Raw genomic sequence first — 20062 nt, forward strand, 5'->3', positions numbered from 1 at the left:
CTAATGATCCTTTCTTTATAGAAGTGAAAACTATGAATGATAAAATTTATATGTTTTTAATAAATGACTAAATCCATTATAAATAAACAAAATGATTAAAATAAAGATTCCTAACGTTTGGGAATGACCAGTTTCTAACGAATAAAAACCTAAAAATATTGCACCAACCATAATTAAAGATAGGTTAATATAGAATGTTTTGAACAAGGAGTTAAAGTAAATATGTCGTTCTCCTTCATCTAAAATATTAATTAATTTCTCAGAATAATTTTTTTCCCCTAATTTGGGGTAGCGAGAATCAAATTTACGATAAAACAATCCTGTAATTACCGAGGAAATAATCGTTGTCATAAAAGGGAGTAAGGCCCAACTACTAGCACTAGAATTTCCATTTCCTAAGACAATGATAAAAAGAGCAATAAAGCTAATTGTTAATTCTAGATAATAAATAAATGAATTTTGCATATATGCTAAATTAGCTTTCTTATCATATGAATCTGCTTCATCTTCATCAATATGTGTTTCGGATAAACGTTTGTAATGAACGGCTTTTTTTTGAATCATAATTAAATACATACTTAAGACTAGGATAAGCGCCACACAGATTAATGAGATTAAAATGACATTTGAATGTGTAGCATAATGATAATTTCCAAAGAAGTGAAAGCTATGGTTGTAGTCAATGAATAAAGCTATACATCCTCCAATCAGTCCGCCAATTAACAAAGTGATTATAAAACGACCTATTTTCATAAATCTTCCTCCTCAATTATAAAGATAGATTCAACAGGTTCATTAAAAATACGAGCTATTTTTATAGCAGTTAAAATAGAAGGTGTAAAGTCATTTCTTTCAATGAGAGATACAGTTTGACGTGAGATGCCTGCTTTTTTAGCAAGTTGCGTTTGATTATAACCTTCTCTTGCTCGTAATTCTTTCAATCGATTTCGCAATCATCATCATCTCCTCACAATCAGTGTATATTATCATAGTCATTTTGACAAATATATTTGTCAAAAAGTATCTAAAGTAAATTATGGGTAAGACTAACGATTGTCTGATGTTAGACATCCGGATGTCTAAAGCGTCTTACTATTTAATCTTATCCACTGTGTAATGTCTTCAAGATTATAAAGCTTGATAATATCTTGATATATATCGTCTAAATTTATATTAGAAAGTGTAGAAATCAATGTATGTTCAATATGATTTAAAGCTATACTGATGTTACATTGTTGTGCTTTGTGTCCTTCTTTTTCTCCTAAAAAGTTGGTAAGTAAATGTTGACTTGAGAAGATATTGCCACGACCTTCAATAGCTAAAAAGACATCGTAAAAAGTAATATCTTTGAGTTTTTTTCTAAGTGTAAATCCTCCATTTTTACCAGTTGTTGAATATACCAAATTTTCTTTTACTAATGCTTTTACTATTTTTTTTAAGTAAGAATCAGAAACTTTAAGTCGCTTGCTTAAAGCGGTAGATGTCATTACTGACTGACGAGGGAGTTGGTTTAAAATTAATAAGACATATATTGCTTGTTCCCAACCGGTAGATAATTTCATATATAAGCCTCCTATCAAACCTATTATATAATATTTTTATATTATATTTAAAAAATAAAGTAGTTCCTATATAATTGTATTTAAAGACAAAATATATCTCAATTATCTTTAATTAAAAATAGGGAGACGACAGCAGTGAAAAAATATTTAAATACTTCAATAACATTTTATATGTCCATTCTTTTTACGACTATTTTTATGGGATCATCTTTTCCAACTGGCAAATATTTAATTTCAAATGAACATGTTCCACCTATGCTTCTTGGTGGATGGCGATTTGTTATCGCAGGATGTATGATGTTAATCCTTACATTTATGAGAAATGGGGAAAGGGGCATTCTACCCACAAGTAAAGGGAATAGTTATAAAGGATTTATATTAGTGTTCGTTATTGGATTTTTACAAACAGCAGGGACGATGGGATTATTAAATTTTGCAATGGCATTTGGCGTGTCTTCTTCTATATCATCTATTCTATTATTTACGAACCCGCTATGGCTGGCCTTTTTAGCACATTTTATTTTAGATGAAAGGTTAACAAAAATTAAAATTACTTCACTTATACTTGGTGTGTTTGGAGTAGGATTATGTCTCGGATTAGATGAAACATTATTTGGATGGGGGACGCTTTTTGCACTAGCTGGTTCATTATGTTGGTCAATCAATACAATAGTGACAAAAAAGGTAGTGTTTGATAAAGGGCCCTGGGTTTTAACAGGATGGCAACTATTATTCGGTGGTATGTTTATGCTGATAATGAGTCTCGTTTTAAAAGAACATTATACACTTAGTTCGCTTAATCATTGGGGATGGATATGGTTCTTTTGGCTTATTATTCCAGCTTCTGTAGGTTCATTTGGATTATGGTTTTATAGCTTAAGCCAACGAGGGGCAACTACGGCGAGTAGTTTCTTATTTTTAGTACCACTATTTTCGACACTATTTTCAATTATAGGATTAAGAGAGCCCTTCACGCTTCATTTAATTTTAGGAGGTTTATGCGTTGTTGTGGCATTAATGTTAATTCATCGTCAACCGAGGAAAAATGTTTTATAAAATACAATATTCAATACATTGAATATAAATACATATATTAATAGAAATTAGATTATATAAAACTTTAGTTAAGCCTTTTGAAATTGTCTTACTTTTAACATAATGAAAAAATATGAAAACTTGTCATTACTATATTTTTAAGAAATAAAAAATTTAAAAAAATCTCTTCACAGAGAATGTAATTTTGTGTAGTATATCTTTCATATGATTTTTAGAGAGAAAAAGGAGGAAACAATAATGAAAGATAACAGAATGATGTTCTTCATATTTATGTTAGGTACATTTACAGTTGGAATGGCAGAATATGTTGTTACTGGTTTATTAACTCAAATTGCAAGCGATATGAAAGTGCCTATTTCGAGTGCAGGGTTATTAATTAGTGTGTATGCAATTAGTGTTGCATTAATCGGTCCATTAATGCGTGTATTTACTTTAAAAGTGCGCGCACAACGTTTACTCCCAGTATTGATGGCCATTTTTATTATAAGTAATATAATAGGGATGTTAGCATCGAATTTTCCAATATTACTGTTATCTCGATTATTGTCAGCCTCTATGCACGCGCCTTTCTTTGGCGTATGTATGAGTGTGGCGGCAGCTGTTGCGCCTCGTGGTAAAAAACCACAAGCGATTGCTCTCGTTCAAGCCGGATTAACAATTGCAGTGATGATTGGCGTGCCATTCGGTTCATTTTTAGGTGGATTTGCGAATTGGCGCTTTGTCTTTGGCGTCATGATTTTGTTAGCTGTCATTACTATGTTAGGAATGATGAAGTTTGTACCTCATGTTGCATTGAGTACAGAAGCTAGTGTGAAAAAAGAATTAAAAGTATTTAAAAATCCACATATCTTAATTGTAATGGCAATTATTGTCTTTGGTTATTCAGGCGTATTCACAACTTATACGTTTATGGAACCAATGATTCATAAATATGCACCATTTGGAATTGTTGGTTTAACTGTATGTTTATTTATGTTTGGCCTTGGCGGTGTGGTTGGTAACTTGCTTACAGGTAATGTACCAGAACATAAACTTACACAGTACTTGTTCTATACCTTTGTGTTATTGTTTATAACGATTGTTTTATTTGTAACAGCAGTGCATAGTGCGATTTTAGCAATTATTATTTGTTTCTTATTTGGTTTCGGCACTTTCGGTACAACGCCTCTATTAAATAGTAAAGTGATTTTAAGTGCACATGAGGCACCGTTACTTGCAAGTACACTTGCAGCTTCAGTCTTTAATATTGCAAACTTTTTAGGTGCCATTGTGGGATCAATACTATTATCAATGGGATTCCCATATCTTACGATTACATTTGTATCAGGCGGGATCATTATCTTAGGAATTATAATTAATACAATTAATCATTTTTATGAAAAAAAGTATGTTACATTTGATCATTAATCAAAAGCGTTCTAAATTGAGTGAATTCAATTTAGAACGCTTTTTTACAAAATGTAAAATGAATGTTAAATAATTACCTTAAAATTGACAACTTGAGGAATATGAGATAAATCGTGTTGCGTCATATAATCAATTAATACTTGTGCGCCTTCCTCTTGAATATCTTTAACGACTGGCGCTTCTGCAAACATTTTATAATCTCCGCCTCCAACTGCACGATAGTTGTTCACACATATGGTATACGTTTTTGTGTCTTCTAAAGGTGAAGCGCCGACTTTAATATCTGAAACACGTTGTCCTACAGGTGCACCAGCATGAATGGTATAAGAGATTCCTCCATACATATCATAATTAAAATGTTGAGGTTTTGGAGATAAAAATGTGTCACTGACTGTGATTTCATTATTGTCATTTACACTAAAATAACTTGCTGATTTTTCTAAAGCGGCTTTAATTCCTTTGCCATTAAGTTCTAAAACTTGGAATGTGTTAGGAAAAGGATAGTTATTAATGATATCTCGCATTGTGACTTGTTGATTAAAGCCTTTAGCTGAATCAAATAGCGCAGTGCTTGCTATATCTGCACCACTTTTTTCTAACAAAATATAATTTATCAGATTAATAAGTGAATGAGGGTGTGTTCGAGCTTCGAACTGATGAGTGACTAGCATTGGTTCTGATAATGTTGTAATGTCCGTATCAAGCCAATCTTCAAGTTCATTTAAAAGTGAATGATCGTTGTTAGATAATGTTAATGAAAGATGAGAAGGTACAGATACAAGAGTGCTCTGTTTATCTGTAATTCGATGTTCATGATCTAAAGTTAATGTCACCTTACCAAATTCTGTACCTCGTGTACCTGGTTGGATAATGGCGGTGTCATTTTTTATCATTGCAATATCACGATGTTGGTGTCCTGTTATAAGCACGTCAATATCTTTATGGAAACGTTCTAGTATATCAGATCCTTCATTTTCTCCAATTAATTCTTCAGTAGGTATATCAGTATCAAGACTTCTTTCAAAACCGCCATGATAAGACACAACGACAACATCTGATTTTTTACGAACGTCTGGTAAAATACATTTTAATGTTTCAACTGCACTGTTGAACGTTAATCCTTTAATATGGGCAGGTTGTTCCCAATTTGGAATGAATTGTGTTGTTAATCCAATGACGCCAATAGTTATATCGCCACGTTTAAAATAATTTACGCCTTGACCAGTCAAAGGTGCGTTATTGTGATCAAAAATATTTGCACACAAGATAGGGTGATGAAGATGGTTTAAAGTATTTTGTAAATAAGGTAATCCATAATTAAATTCATGATTACCTAATGTACCAAAGTCAAAATTAAGACGATTATAAATATCAGTAAGAGGTTGACTTGATTGTTCTTCAGTTGCTAGGTAATGGCATAAAGGAGAACCTTGTAAAAAATCACCATTATCAATTTTAAAACTATAGTCATCGTGTTGACGTTCTTGTTCGATCAGTTGATTTACTTTTAATAATCCCATAGGAAGATTTTGATTTCTTTTTGAAAAATCAGTGGGAAAAATATAGCCATGTATATCACTTACGATATAAAAAGAGAGTTGTGTCATAAGTCATTTCCTTTCATAAATAAAGAGATAAAAAGGGAAGTAGTTTATTGAACGCCACATACCTTTATTATCTCTTACGTGTTGTATTACTATTATAAATTATTGAATTGAACCTGTAGCAAGCGTTTTACTACCTTGTTTTAAACGGATATTCGCACCTGAAATAGATTCAGATGTTTTAGCTGTAAAAGTTAATGTTGCGTTACCTTGGTCGTCAGTGGTTACACTTTGTTCTTGACTATAGCCTACCGTACCATAAGTTTGCCCATCTTGAGAAAAACGTGCAAGCTGTCTACCACCATCTTGATAAACACCTAATTTTAAATGATCAATAGTTGTATTTTTAGCCATGTTTGTTAATTCAACTTGAATATTAAATGGTTGATTTACTGATACATTATCTGGTAAATGGAATTGAACATTATTGCTAGAAATCATTGAATTAGAAGTAGTTGTATCTTGGGAAGACTGTGATGTATTCGTATCCTCTTGTGAATGATTGTTTTCAGTCGTATTGTCTTCTGTACTATTCGCTTTGTTATTATCATTATGGCTACCATGATTTCTATGTTTACTATTTAGTTGTGATGATGTACTGCCATAACTACCTAGTTTAAATGTTGAACGGTCATACCATTTATAACCAGTTGGAGGTTGTGACCATGGTTCTTTTTCAGGTTCAGTTGAATGTTGTGGTTGTTCGAAATTAAGAAGTGGCGTAGGTTGATCTAACTTAATACCTGTTTCTTTTAAATTCGGTGTATGATCTTGTTTTCCAAACCAAGTTGTAATATTTTCAAGTAATTTACTATTATCTTGTTCTTTAAACCCATCATACGTTTTCTTAGTTCTTCCATTATCTTCACGTACATATTTAGGTGTACTATCTTCGACTAATGATGAATCTCCAATGAAGGCTGCTTTTCCTTTGCCTACTTTTGAGATAGCAACATAAGGGCCCTCTGCTATACCACCGCCATTGTAAATACCTTGATCGACTGCATGAGACCAACGTTGTTTTTGAGATAAATGGTCTGGTAAGAAAATAATACCTTTTGCTTTTGTAGGATCTGTAATGGCAAGAGTTGAACCAGCATGCATTGATACAGAATGTACACCTTCAGTAATACCAAAGCTGTCACTAGATGACACAATATTTTGAGTGTTTAAATCACCTAAAGCGTTGTAACGGAAACGTACACCGAAGTGTTCAGAAAGCCAATCTGAACTTTTAACATTTCGCATAGCTTTAGAATGTTTTTCCTCATTTGTTAAATCTTTGGTGATATCTTGATATGCACCACGACGATAACCATTCATCACTTCTGAAGAATCGAAACGATTTAAGTTTCTGTCTGCATTATAATGATCAGCGATAAAGATGATATTGCCACCTTTTTCAACAAAATTAAGCATAGCTTGTTGTTCTCTCTTTTTAAAAGGAATATTGGCTTCTGGAAGAACGAGAATATTGATACCACGTAGTGTATTAGGTGTAATATTAGATTCTCCATCGATTTGTTTCACAGTATATCCTTGTTGACGCATTGAATCAGCATAATCAGAAAAGCCACCGTCAATGACCCAATCAGCAGCTCCTGCCGTTTGGCCGTGTGAAGCGTCAAAAGCGACAGTTTGAGTGGTAGTTTGATTTGGTGCAGCGTGACTGATTGGCGTTGCAGATAATGTAATTGCTGAAGCTAAAATAGTACTACTTAATACTTTTATCCATTTCATATTTTTATCTCCCAAATATATTTTTAAATGATTTATAGAAAAAGTATAATAAAAAAATAAGTTGATAATAGATTATTTAGAGAATGTTTAAATAAATTTTACAATTCTTTAACAGTGTAAAACAATTCTATAAAAAATTCACACATAATAAATGTTATTTTGGTTAATATTGTGCTACTCTTAATATTGTCAAATGAAATGCGTTGACAAATTACATGAATGTATACATAGCGAACGGGGGCAATAGGTTATGAAGCAATTGAAGTACCTTTTAGTATTAGCGCTATCAGTTATTATTTTTGCAGCAGCATGTGGAAATAATAGCTCGTTAGACAATAATAAAAGTAGTAATTCGGATGGTGGATCAGGTTCAAGTAAAGATGGCTATACACCTAAAGAATTAACTGTACAATTCGTACCATCACAAAATGCAGATACACTTGAAGCAAAAGCAAAACCGCTTGAAAAATTATTATCTAAGAAATTAGGTATCCCAGTAAAAGTGTCTGTATCAACAAATTACAATACAATTGTTGAAGCAATGAAATCTAAAAAAGTAGATGTTGGTTTCTTACCACCAACTGCATACACTTTAGCACATGATCAAAAAGCAGCTGATTTATTATTACAAGCACAACGTTATGGTGTGAATGAAGATGGTTCTAGTAACAAAAAACTTGTAAAAGATTATAAATCAGAAATCTTAGTTAAAAAGAATTCAGGTATTAATAGCTTAAAAGATTTAAAAGGTAAAAAAATCGCATTACAAGATGTAACTTCAACAGCAGGTTACACATTCCCAATTTCAACAATTAAAAAAGATACTGGTATTGACGCTACTAAAGATATGAAAATCGTAAACATGAAAGGTCATGACCAAGCTGTGATTTCATTATTAAATGGCGATGTTGACGCTGCAGCTGTATTCCAAGATGCACGTAACATTGTTAAAAAAGATCAACCCAACGTATTTAAAGATACTAAAATCCTTAAACTAACAAAACCAATTCCTAACGATACGATTTCAGTTCGTCCTGATATGAACAAAGACTTCCAAGATAAACTTAAAAAAGCATTTAAAGACATCTCTAAAACAAAAGAAGGACATAAAATTATTAGTGAAGTATACTCTCACGAAGGCTATACAGATGCTAAAGACTCAGACTTCGATATCGTAAGAAAATACGAAAAAGAAGTTCAAAATATGAAATAATTTTCACATAGACAGAACTAAATAAGTGATAAAGAGAAGAGGCTAGGGCAATTGAGTCATATAAGAAATGCATATATCATTTCTTATGATCTTGTCCCGACCTCTTTCTCTGTATTAAAAAGAAGGGTGTAAACATACATGAGTCAGATAGAGTTTAAAAATGTGAGCAAGATTTATCCTAATGGTCATGTGGGGTTAAAAGATATCAATTTAAACATTGAAAAAGGTGACTTTGCTGTTATCGTAGGTTTATCAGGTGCGGGGAAATCTACTTTATTAAGATCTGTCAATCGTCTACATGATATTACTTCGGGAGATATTACAATTGAAGGTAAATCGATTACTAAAGCTAAAGGTAAAGAATTATTAATGATGCGTCGTAATATAGGAATGATTTTCCAACATTTTAATTTAGTCAAACGATCTACTGTGTTGAGAAATGTATTAAGTGGTCGTGTCGGTTATCATCCAACTTGGAAAATGGTATTAGGATTATTTCCAAAAGAAGACAAAATTAAAGCAATGGATGCGTTAGAACGTGTGAATATTTTGGATAAATATGACCAACGTTCAGATGAACTGTCTGGAGGTCAACAGCAACGTATTTCAATTGCACGCGCCTTAGCACAAGAGCCAGCGATTATTTTAGCAGATGAGCCTGTTGCATCTTTAGACCCCCTCACTACTAAACAAGTTATGGATGACTTGAAAAAAATCAATGAAGAATTAGGTATTACCATTTTAATTAACCTACATTTTGTTGATTTAGCTTTAGAATATGGAACACGTATTATTGGTTTACGTGCAGGAGAACTGGTTTATGATGGTCCAGCAAGTGAAGCGAATGAAGATGTATTTAATGAAATTTATGGTCGTAAACTTAATGACGATGAGAAGCTAGGGGTGGAGTAATATGGCAACACCTACTACAGGTAAATATGATCAATATTTAAATAAAAAATTCTCTTTCAAAACTAGTTTAACCCTATTTTTAGTGATTGCGCTCGTAGTGTGGAGTTTTTTATATACGGGCTTTAACTTTAGTGACTTAATGGTAGGTATTCCACAAATCGGTTCTTTCTTTGGGCAAATGGTTCCACCAGATTGGAGTTACTTAAGTACCATTACAAAACCTATGTTAGACACAATTCGCATGGCGATTGTAGGAACATTCTTAGGATCCATCGCATCAATTCCAGTTGCATTGCTCTGTGCAAGTAATATTGTAAAAACAAAATGGATTACAGTTCCATCACGTTTTATTTTAAATATTGTACGTACCATTCCTGATTTATTATTAGCTGCTGTCTTTGTTGCAGTTTTTGGTATCGGACAAATTCCAGGGGTATTGGCATTATTTATTTTAACCATTTGTGTTATTGCGAAATTGTTCTATGAATCGCTTGAAACAATTGATCCAGGTCCAATGGAAGCGATGACGGCAGTAGGTGCAAATAAAACAAAATGGATTATGTTTGGAGTAGTTCCACAAACAATGTCTACATTTTTATCTTATGTATTATTTGCATTTGAGATTAATATTCGTGCCTCAGCAGTTCTTGGATTAGTAGGTGCTGGTGGTATCGGTTTATTCTACGATTCAACTTTAGGATTATTCCAATATCCAAAAACAGCGATGATTATTCTGTTCACTTTAGTCATTGTTGTCATTATTGACTATGTCAGCTCGAAAGTGAGGGAAAAACTCGCATGACACGAGAACAGCATCAGTTAGAAAAGAAATATCCAGTGAGATCAAAGGAACACAAACAAAGAATGATTAAACATTGGCTGATTGCCATTGTTGTTTTAGCTATCATTGTTTGGGGATTTGCAGGTATGCCTGCTTTAGAATTAAAATCTAAATCAATTGAAATTCTTAAATCTATTTTTAATGGATTATTCCATCCTGATTGGGGTTACGTTTATATTCCAGCTGGAGAAGACTTACTTCGTGGTTTACTTGAAACGTTTGCCATTGCTGTTATTGGTACATTTATTGCAGCAGTGATTTGCATACCATTCGTATTTTTAGGTGCCCGTAACTTAGTAAAAGTTCGACCAGTCACAGGGATTACTAAATTCATTCTTAGTGTCATTCGTGTATTCCCTGAAATTGTTATGGCGTTAATTTTTATAAAAGCAGTAGGTCCTGGTTCATTTTCAGGGGTACTTGCATTAGGTATTCATTCAGTAGGGATGTTAGGTAAATTATTTATAGAGGATATTGAAAGTTTAGACTTCTCTTCAGCCGAGGCTTTAAAAGCAAGTGGTGCGAATAAAACTAAAACACTTGTATTTGCGGTGATTCCTCAAATTTTACCTTCATTCTTATCCCTTATTTTATATCGTTTTGAATTAAACTTACGTTCAGCATCTATTTTAGGTTTAATCGGTGCTGGGGGTATTGGTACACCACTAATCTTTGCACTTCAAACACGTTCATGGGATCGAGTAGGGATTATCTTAATCGGCTTAGTGATTATGGTAGCCATTGTTGACTTTATCTCGGGAGCTATTCGTAAACGTATTGTGTAATAGAAAATATAATTTGAACATTTTTATAAACAAATAGAGCTATTGCCAGAACTTAGAAAACTGGACAATAGCTCTTTTATAATGCATGAAAGAAATGTTGTTACAGTATTAGTAACAGATACTTAGAAAAATACAGTTAATATTTTTTAGGAATAACGCGTCTAAAGCTAATACTTCTAAGGCTAGTATAAGAGTGAATATGCTAAAATCATTATATTTTGAAGTATTAGTGTCATATTCTTTAGTAAGGGGCGTTACTAAAGAATATGTAACGTTATTTAAGGGTTGTGAATGATGATAACTAAGTGTAGGTTCTGTTTTTAAATAATGCGGTGGTTCATGGATGTGTGATTCGATACATAAATCGTGTTGTCAGAATAACGTGTTGTTTGAATAGCATTTAATTTAGTATCATGGAGTTGAATCGTCGTTGTTCGCTGTTTCATTAAGTTCTGTTTTTCAACATAACTATTAAAATCGTTGTCATTATTTTCTAAGGTGTCTTTACTTCATCCATTTTCCTATGCAAGACTATTGAAACCGATACTTGTCTTCAGATAGATTTCACTGTGGGGCTGAAACATTATAAAAACATGTGTGTTGATTCTAACGGATGACGGGAATGTGATTCATGTTATAGTTAATACTCTGATTTATGTTGTAATCATTTCTAGGTGTAATGAGTCATTTGTTTTGGTCATGATTAATTAGTATTGTTCTTTGAAGCAATAAGCTGATGAGGTATATGATAATGATATTGTTAATCAATATTCTGCTAGGATGTGAAAAAATGAATGAAGTTGCTATAAGTGTTGTACCGAATACCTATTTAAAGTGATGTATAGTCAAAGGCAGTTAGTTCTTAGTAATGATCATTCTACATACATAAAGATAATGATTTTATTTTTCAAAAATAATCATACCTATGTACATTTATAAACTAACATATTCATAAAAAAACAACCTTAATATTCCCTATCATCTATATGACAGTTTTGTCATACACTTAAAAGTTGATAGGATAAATCGCTATTAAATAAAACTATATGATGATATTGAAAGGGTGTAGAACATGATTTTTCGAAATGTAGTGGCAGATGATTTAGAAAGTTTAATTCAATTAGAAAATGAAGGGTTTACTAAAGAAGAAGCAGCAACAACTCAAGCTTTAAAACAGCGTATTGAAATCATTCCAGATACGTTTATTGTTGCAGAAGAAAACAATCAAATCGTTGGCTATATTAATGGTCCAGCTATTTCGAATAAGTGTATTACAGATGATTTATTTGCATCGATTAGACCTAACCCCAATATGGGTGGTTATTTAAGTGTACTCGGTTTAGTTGTAGCGAAAGATTTTCAACATCAAGGCATTGCAGGACAACTGTTAAATGATTTTGAGAATATAGCAAGGCAACATGTACGTTTCGGAGTCACTCTCACTTGTCGTGATACTTTAGTAAGTTTTTATGAATCGCATGGATATATTAATAAAGGATTATCAGATTCTAATCATGCAAATGTAGCTTGGTATAATTTAGTAAAAGAATTATAAAAATAGGGGTGATACATTGGAAACAGTATATCTAGCTGGAGGGTGTTTGTGGGGTGTACAAGCATTTATTAAAACATTGCCAGGCGTTATAGCTACTGAAGCAGGACGTGCGAATGGAACGACGCAGCGACTTGATGATGAATATGATGGCTATGTAGAATGCGTTAAAACAGTTTTTAATCCTGACATCACTTCAATTCATGATTTAATGCATTATTTATTTGAAATCATAGACCCATACAGTCTGAATAAGCAAGGCGTAGATAAAGGACCTAAATATCGTACAGGTGTTTATAGTGAAAATGAGAACCATCTTAAAGAAGCACAACAATTCATTCAACAACGTTCAGATAGAGATAAAATCGTTGTGGAAGTACGTCCTTTAGAAAATTATGTTAAAAGTGCAGACGAACATCAAGATAGATTAGATAAACATCCTGAAGATATATCATTATGTCACATCTCTAAAAGTATATTAAATAAATACAACTAAAAGGAATGGGACAGCATTCATATCGTATTCGTTGTCCCATGTGCGCTTTATTATTTCTTAGAAAATGTATCGATAAGACTGAGTGCAGCTAAACCTAATAAATCTAAAGCATGTTGTGCGCCAACCTTACCATGACCTGCTTCCAGGCGTTTGTATACTGCAACACTTAATACACTAAACGTGACAAGTGATCCTAAGCGAGAGATATTTTTATGCAAGACACTTATGGCAAACAAACCCGATGCAATGAACTCAATCACACCTGCTAATTTCATTGCACGTTCCGATAATTTAAAATCTTGTGTAAATAGTTGTTTAGTATAAGGGTTACCGGTAAGTTTACGTTTTGAAGCGGCATACAAATCTTTAGCGAGTTTTAAATTGGTAGCATAACGTAATATCATTATCTAAACGCTCCTTTATATTATATTTTTTAGTTAAACTAAGTATAAAAGTCACGTTAAAAAAAGTTAAATAAAAACGTTCAGCATAAATGTGTAATGCATTCACGCTGAACGTTTTTATTTATATAGTTATTGAATTAGTTTTTACCGAATGTATCAGCAAAACTTAAAGCAGCTAAGCCAAGTAAATCTAAAGCGTGTTGTGCGCCTTCTTTACCGTGACCAGCTTCAAAGTGTTTGTAAACTGCAACGCCTAATACACCAAATGTTGCAATAGAACCTAAACGAGAAATATTTTTGTTTAAGAAACTTGCAGTAAATAATGCAGCAGCAGTAGCTTCTACTGTACCTGCTAATTTAACTGATTTTTCTGGTAAACCAAATACATTTTTAAATGTATCAATCATTTCTTGGCTACCTTGTAATTTTGGTTTTGATGAATCATATAATTCTTTTGCAAGTTTTAAATTTGCAGCATAACGTAAAATCATTAATAAGTACTCCTTTTTTAGTTAAATTATTTTATTATAAAATAAGTATAATTTTTATACTAGAAATTATATGCTGATTGGTACGTAAAGTCAATAAAAAGCGTTAGATAATTATCTTTTTATAAGAAAGTGTTAATCAGTACACTTTAGAAACTATATTGAACGTGTCATAATAATATTGTTGTGAAAAATTCTATGAAAGGAGTTATATTATGGAAACATCGATGAATTATAATCGAATGACTACAATTTTCTTTATTTCGGGTATTATTGTTATGGCAAGTTTATATACTGCTTTACCCCTTACCTCGGTATTCGCAAAAGATTTTGGCATTTCAAATGCTGTTGCCTCTCTAAATGGTGTGATCTTTTCAATTACGTATTCACTAAGTTGTCTATTTTATGGTACAATTTCTGAAAAATTTGGACGTATTCGTACGATTTTATTTGGACTTATTGGACTCGTCATCATATGTTTACTTATAGGCTTCATTCATTCGTTCACACTACTTATTATTCTTCGTGCAATTCAAGGTATATGCGCGGCAGCTTTTTCACCTGTATCTATTACTTATGTCACTGAAATGTATTCACCAGTAAAACGTGTGACTGCGATTAGTTTTATTAGTACAAGTTTTATGTTATCTGGTGTCATTGGCCAAAACTTGAGTGAAATTGTAGTGCGTTATTCTAATTGGCATATGGTTTATTTCATATTGACATTACTCTACATTCTTATAGCAATACTCATTTATAAATTCGTTCCAGAAAGTCCAGTGAAAAATCCTCAACTCAAACTAGTAGGTTTCTTCAAAAACTTTAAAGATTTTAAAGATAATAAAATAGTCATATTATGTTATCTTATTTCTTTATCCTTACTTACCATGTTCATTAGTATGTATACAATTTTTAATCATTATATTACTTCTGATATTGTGGGTGGCTCGGAAGCAACAGCAATTAATGCTAAACTCTTTGGTATTATTGGGATGTTACTTTCATTATTAGCAGGTCGTATGAGTGAGCGAATAGGAGTTAAACAAGTGATTGTAGGAGCATTAATTGTTAGTATCGTTTCTCTTATTTTAATGGGCTTCACTACAAACGTTATTTTATTGGTGATATGGAGTGTAATATTTGTAGGAGGTATTGCGTTTGCAATTCCATCGACGATTTCAAAAGTAGGCATGGTTGTTAATCGTAATCAAGGTTTCTTCTTATCCGTTAATACATTTATTCTGTTTTTAGGAACAGCCATTGCGCCATTATTGATGATTCTTATTCAACCATTATCTAATTTTACATTACAATTTATAATAATTGCGGCCATTGGAATCATCGCCCTTATAGTCGCTTTACTTTTACCACGTAGAAAAAATGTAATACGATGACATTGTGGGTGTCAAAAGCATTCAAATTCAAAATGAGTTTGGATGCTCATTTTTTATAAGTTGAGTTGTCAAATTAAGTGCAACAACTTAGAATTTAAAAGTTCATAGGACATCTTCCAATTAAGACACTTTCTAGGTCGATGGTTAATAGAGATGCCCACTATTCCTTTCCATTAAAAAATGAATTAAACAACGTGAAGCAACCTACTTGGCTAGATGTCTTCCATTGATAACTTATGTAGAAGTAGATGGACATGTGATGACAGGACAAAACACATAATCCGCTTTTCAAGTAGGACGCGAAGTCAAAGCATTATTAGACTATTTACAGTTTAAAGATATATCTAAAATGTCATGCAATGTAGCAAAAATCTCATCTACACTATAATTGTAATCATTTTCTACCCAACGTCTTAAGACCTCTATCATGCCACTGCTATAAAAATCTGCAATAATTTCAGGATGATGACTGTGTTTAATTTTTAAAGCAAGTGGATCATTTTGACTTTTTACGCTATCTAACATTAATTCACGACTTACATGCGTTAGATTACGAAAGACATCCGCTTGACGAGAAGAGGTCAGTAAATGTTTAAATACTTTCTTATGTTCTCCGATAAAATAGATGAATTGTTGAAAAGATTCTTCTGTAGAAAGAAAAGGTCGAGTATCTTCATGATGAAATTCAGTTGCCATATAGTCGGGTAAAGAGAATAGAAGGTCGTATTTATCTTGGAAATAACGATAAAATGTACTACGATTAATTTCTGCGTTATCACAAATTTTTTGAATTGTTATTTCGTCAAAATGATAATCATTTAATAATTTAAATACAGTTGCGTTTATATGTTTAATCATACGCTTTTGATTGGCAGTAGTCATAATCCGAAAATGCTCCTATTCATTTTTTCTAGTTCGAAAGTTTGACTTATTAAAAGTAAAGTATCATAAACTTTAGAATAATTCCAAATATATACCTTTAATATGATAGTAAAAAAGTGTGACGATAGAATATTTAATGTTCTTCGCCACACTTAATTGTCAAATAAAGTGTCAATTTAATATTTATTTAGTGTCGATATCTTTTAACCAATCATCGACGTTGTGATCATGATTGTCTACATAATCTTTTGCTACTTGTTCAGGATTTTTACTTTTAACAAAGATGTTTTTAGCTAAACGTTCCTCATCTTTTTGATCCCAATCTTTTGCCATACGTGTTGCAATGTCATATGCCGCTGGATGTTTTTCTTTAAAATTATGATTGAATACTAAATCAATATGTTGCTTATTATTTCCATAAATTTTGTCTGGATCTTTAAGCATTTTGACATCTAATTCTTTAGAGAACCAATTTGGTTCCATTGATGTGAAAAGAATAGGTTGTTGTTGTTGATATGCTTTTTGAATTTTTTTGAATTGTTCCTGATCGGAACTTTTATCTAGGCTATATTTACTCAAATCGTCTCTATCTAATTCATCATTCGTTTGTTGCATAACACCATTTCTGTTATCAGTACCTTGAATTGTCCAATCTACAGATTTACCAAAATCTTTATCATCTTTTAAATCTTTAATTGAATCAATGTTCTGAACATATTTAGGTACTGCTAATCCAACATTAACATGATCAATTAAATGTTTGTCATCATATAAAGTAAGTGTATCTTTAAATTTATCATAATATCTTTTATCTGTTTCTGGAAAAATACCTGAAGCATGAAATGCATCATCACTTGCAGACACTGTTGCATATAATGGTCCACTTGCTGGCACAGGTGTAGTTGTAACATCATAACCAGCTTTCTTTAATACTTCCGCAATCACAAGTGAACGTGCAGTTGAATTATCACTTGCAATATAAGGGATTTCAATCGTTTTGTCTCCTAATTCGGTTTTACTTTGTGTAGAGGAGTTGGATTGACTATTCCCACAGGCACTTAAAACTATGGCTAGTGTGAGTGTGGCTAATAGTACTAAAAATTTTGATACGCGTGATTTAAGCATCAATATCTTTCGCCTCCCTGATCATCTTTTCTATTGTCTGTATGACTCGTTTGATATTTATCGTAAACATGTTGATTATGTTCGCGGGCATAAAGCATCAATGCTTTAAATAATACATCCTGCTCCGTATTATTATCAGTTAAATTTTTGTATAGGTGTGTGGTTTTATCAAAATAAGTTGTAGTGTCATGCTGTTCTTGTCGCTTAGAATGAACCGTTTCAGGTGTACCTTCTTCGGTATATAAAGCTTCGTAATCAACATCATCATATGCATTATAATTATTAGAATGGGTAGCATAGCTGCGATTTTGATGTTGATAAGATACATCTTGTGTATCAACGAATTCTCTATAACGAGGGGTCTCTGAATGTTTGTAATTAGAAGTAGAAGATTCATGATGTTCTTCTAATGCTTTACCTTCAACATCAATTTTAGGTAATATAACACCTAACCATTTCGGTAAGTACCAAGATGCATTACCGAATAATTTAGTTAAAGCAGGAATTAATGTCATTCTGACAATAAAAGCATCAAATAATACACCAAATGCAAGAGAAAGACCCATTGATTTAATTGCAGTATCATCTTGGAAGATAAAGGCAATAAACACACTGAACATAATTAATGCAGCGGCAACGATAACTGGACCACTTTCTTTAATACCTACGCGAATAGAGTGATCATTATCTCCAGTTTTGCTGTATTCTTCATGAACACGTGTCATTAAGAATAATTCATAGTCAATGGCTAATCCGAATAATAAACCGATTGTAATAACAGGTAAAAAGGCAAGTAATGGACCTGTATTGTCTACACCAAATAGACTACTCATCACACCATCTTGCATGACTAAGGTTGTAAATCCAAGGGTTGCCATTAATGATAAGACAAATCCAAGTACTGCTTTTAATGGTACAAGGATAGATCTAAATACAATCATAAGTAAAATAAATGCTAGTATAACGATAACGCTAGCGAATACTGGGATAGCATCATTCAGTTTTTCTGACATATCGATATTAATGACGCTTTGACCAGAAATCTCAGTGTCATAATGATATTTATCTTCGGCATCTTTGTGATAATCTCTCAATTCATATATAAGATCTGTGGTAGATTTAGCGTTTGGACCTTCAGTTGGAATAATCGTAAAGATAGCATAGTGATTATTACCATTCAATTGTGCTTTAGATACTGTATCTACATTATCTAAATCTTCTATATCTCTACGCATATTACTTAAATCATTTTCAATTGATGTTTTACTTCCACCATCTTTAGTATTCACTAACATTACAATTTGTCCGTTATAGCCTTCACCAAAATTATCTGAAATCAGTTGATACGCTTTATGCTCAGAAGAATCGTTTGGTTTAAGACTATCATCAGGAATACCAAGACGCATGCCTGTGATTGGAATGATAGCTAGAATAAGAATCACTAAACTAATAATCGTTGCAAGCACAGGTTTACCTACAACGAATTTAGCCCATGGATGATGTTTAGGGTCTTTATTTTTAGTAGGCTTATTTTTAATTTTAATACTTTTATGGAAAATACTAATTAATGCAGGAAGTAATGTTAAGGCTGCTAAAACAGCGAATAACACACTAATAGCTGAAGCAAATCCCATAATTGCTAAGAAATCAATGCCTACTAGTGATAAACCACACACTGCCATCATTACTGTAATACCAGCAAAGATAACAGCACTACCTGCAGTACCTACTGCTTTACCAATTGCTTCTACCGTGGCAGTACCTGATTTTTTAATTTCTTTATATCTAAATAGAATAAATAAAGAATAGTCAATACCTACCGCTAAGCCAATCATTACAGCTAGTGTTAACGTGAAGTTTGGAATGTCAAACATAAATGTAAGTAATGAAATCATACCGACACTTGTTGCTAAACCAAGAATCGCACTAATAATTGGCATACCTGCTGCAATAAGAGAGCCAAATGTGATAAGTAAAATAATGAAAGCAACTATGATACCTACTATTTCAGAAACACCACCAGGTTCAGAGCCCATTGACATACCAGTTGTTTTTTCAATTTGAATGTTGTGATTATCTTTAATATCTTGAAGTGCTTTATTTACTATCTTTTTAGATGAATCTTGCATACTTGTTTGAGGAACAACATAGCTGATATTAGCAATAGCTGTATCGCCTTCACTATTGACCTGTCCCGACTCATATGGATTAGAAATGTTTTGTATATAATCATCATCTTGTTTAATATTATCTAAGGCATCCTCTATGTCTTTTTTCGTTGTTTTATCTTTCAATCCATCCTCTTTATTTGAATGAAAGACAATCTTCATGGACGCTTTTTCACTGTCTTGATGAAATTCTTTACTGATTTTATCATTCGTATCAATGGATTTTAATCCATTCATTTTGATATCACTATCAAATTTTGGTGAAGTAACTAATAGAGGCGCAATCACTACACCAAGTACGACTAACCATATAATAATACTTAGCCATTTATGCTTAGCGATAAATGTACCAAGTTTATATAATAGATTTGCCAATATAATACCTCCTTTTATTGTTAAAATAGCGTTGTTAGACAATGTACGTTAATAGAAC

General features: G+C 32.3%; 18 protein-coding genes and 1 pseudogene. 9 read left to right on the plus strand and 10 right to left on the minus strand.

Annotated elements, in window-relative coordinates:
* Positions 1-30 precede the first annotated feature (30 nt).
* From NST64_RS00970 to NST64_RS00980, 3 genes are all read right to left on the minus strand, one after another.
* A complete protein-coding gene (locus NST64_RS00970; protein ID WP_049418062.1) occupies positions 31-753 on the minus strand; it encodes a DUF3169 family protein in 723 nt (240 codons plus the stop codon).
* Positions 750-953, minus strand: a complete 204-nt coding sequence (locus tag NST64_RS00975; protein WP_002449521.1) for a helix-turn-helix transcriptional regulator — start codon at positions 951-953, stop codon at positions 750-752. Before NST64_RS00975 ends, NST64_RS00970 begins: the two co-directional genes overlap by 4 nt.
* 126 nt (positions 954-1079) lie before the next feature.
* Positions 1080-1562, minus strand: a complete 483-nt coding sequence (locus tag NST64_RS00980; protein WP_002449396.1) for an RrF2 family transcriptional regulator — start codon at positions 1560-1562, stop codon at positions 1080-1082.
* A 135-nt stretch (positions 1563-1697) separates the two neighbouring features.
* Between NST64_RS00980 and NST64_RS00985 the strand changes: the two genes are divergently transcribed.
* Positions 1698-2618, plus strand: a complete 921-nt coding sequence (locus NST64_RS00985; protein WP_049418060.1) for a DMT family transporter — start codon at positions 1698-1700, stop codon at positions 2616-2618.
* 237 nt (positions 2619-2855) lie between these two features.
* Complete coding sequence (locus NST64_RS00990) at positions 2856-4025, plus strand: MFS transporter (protein WP_049418058.1); 1170 nt, start codon at positions 2856-2858, stop codon at positions 4023-4025.
* A gap of 65 nt (positions 4026-4090) precedes the next feature.
* Here NST64_RS00990 and NST64_RS00995 read toward each other — a convergent pair whose 3' ends face one another.
* Together NST64_RS00995 and NST64_RS01000 are read right to left on the minus strand one after the other, a co-directional pair.
* Positions 4091-5632 (minus strand): bifunctional metallophosphatase/5'-nucleotidase, encoded by a 1542-nt coding sequence (locus tag NST64_RS00995; protein ID WP_107632448.1) that lies wholly within the window; start codon positions 5630-5632, stop codon positions 4091-4093.
* 99 nt (positions 5633-5731) lie between these two features.
* Positions 5732-7369 (minus strand): DNA-binding protein, encoded by a 1638-nt coding sequence (locus tag NST64_RS01000; RefSeq protein ID WP_049418053.1) that lies wholly within the window; start codon positions 7367-7369, stop codon positions 5732-5734.
* A gap of 250 nt (positions 7370-7619) precedes the next feature.
* Between NST64_RS01000 and NST64_RS01005 the strand changes: the two genes are divergently transcribed.
* The 6 genes from NST64_RS01005 to NST64_RS01030 all read left to right on the plus strand — a co-directional run bounded on the left by NST64_RS01005 (position 7620) and on the right by NST64_RS01030 (position 13168).
* Positions 7620-8582 (plus strand): phosphate/phosphite/phosphonate ABC transporter substrate-binding protein, encoded by a 963-nt coding sequence (locus NST64_RS01005; protein ID WP_002454719.1) that lies wholly within the window; start codon positions 7620-7622, stop codon positions 8580-8582.
* A 138-nt stretch (positions 8583-8720) separates the two neighbouring features.
* The gene (phnC, locus tag NST64_RS01010) at positions 8721-9494 is read left to right on the plus strand and encodes a phosphonate ABC transporter ATP-binding protein (RefSeq protein WP_002454720.1); all 774 of its coding nucleotides are present in this window, start codon (positions 8721-8723) and stop codon (positions 9492-9494) included.
* Position 9495: 1 nt separating this feature from the next.
* Entirely contained in the window at positions 9496-10296 is an 801-nt protein-coding gene (phnE, locus tag NST64_RS01015) for a phosphonate ABC transporter, permease protein PhnE (RefSeq protein WP_049418050.1), read from the plus strand.
* Positions 10293-11120 (plus strand): phosphonate ABC transporter, permease protein PhnE, encoded by an 828-nt coding sequence (phnE, locus tag NST64_RS01020; RefSeq protein ID WP_049418048.1) that lies wholly within the window; start codon positions 10293-10295, stop codon positions 11118-11120. The genes phnE (NST64_RS01015) and phnE (NST64_RS01020) overlap by 4 nt, the downstream gene beginning before the upstream one ends.
* 1072 nt (positions 11121-12192) lie before the next feature.
* Positions 12193-12675 (plus strand): GNAT family N-acetyltransferase, encoded by a 483-nt coding sequence (locus NST64_RS01025; RefSeq protein WP_049418046.1) that lies wholly within the window; start codon positions 12193-12195, stop codon positions 12673-12675.
* 16 nt (positions 12676-12691) lie between these two features.
* Positions 12692-13168 (plus strand): peptide-methionine (S)-S-oxide reductase, encoded by a 477-nt coding sequence (locus tag NST64_RS01030; protein ID WP_002449282.1) that lies wholly within the window; start codon positions 12692-12694, stop codon positions 13166-13168.
* Positions 13169-13218: 50 nt separating this feature from the next.
* On the opposite strand, the gene NST64_RS01035 is transcribed toward NST64_RS01030, so the two are convergent.
* Both NST64_RS01035 and NST64_RS01040 read right to left on the minus strand, forming a co-directional pair.
* The gene (locus NST64_RS01035; RefSeq protein ID WP_049418044.1) at positions 13219-13572 is read right to left on the minus strand and encodes a hypothetical protein; all 354 of its coding nucleotides are present in this window, start codon (positions 13570-13572) and stop codon (positions 13219-13221) included.
* Between the two features lie 137 nt (positions 13573-13709).
* Complete coding sequence (locus NST64_RS01040; protein WP_107632447.1) at positions 13710-14063, minus strand: DoxX family protein; 354 nt, start codon at positions 14061-14063, stop codon at positions 13710-13712.
* 212 nt (positions 14064-14275) lie between these two features.
* Between NST64_RS01040 and NST64_RS01045 the strand changes: the two genes are divergently transcribed.
* Positions 14276-15454, plus strand: coding sequence for an MFS transporter (locus NST64_RS01045; protein WP_049418040.1), 1179 nt, complete (start codon positions 14276-14278; stop codon positions 15452-15454).
* 321 nt (positions 15455-15775) lie between these two features.
* On the opposite strand, the gene NST64_RS01050 is transcribed toward NST64_RS01045, so the two are convergent.
* The 3 genes and pseudogenes from NST64_RS01050 to NST64_RS01060 all read right to left on the minus strand — a co-directional run.
* Positions 15776-16336, minus strand: a complete 561-nt coding sequence (locus NST64_RS01050; RefSeq protein WP_107632363.1) for a TetR/AcrR family transcriptional regulator — start codon at positions 16334-16336, stop codon at positions 15776-15778.
* Between the two features lie 183 nt (positions 16337-16519).
* Complete coding sequence (locus NST64_RS01055; RefSeq protein WP_037554266.1) at positions 16520-17461, minus strand: glycine betaine ABC transporter substrate-binding protein; 942 nt, start codon at positions 17459-17461, stop codon at positions 16520-16522.
* Positions 17462-17858: 397 nt separating this feature from the next.
* A pseudogene (locus tag NST64_RS01060) lies at positions 17859-20004 on the minus strand (MMPL family transporter); the annotation flags it as partial.
* Between the last annotated feature and the right edge of the window lie 58 nt (positions 20005-20062).

The organism is Staphylococcus sp. FSL W8-1268 (assembly GCF_038003965.1).
Taxonomy (GTDB): Bacteria; Bacillota; Bacilli; order Staphylococcales; family Staphylococcaceae; genus Staphylococcus; species Staphylococcus hominis.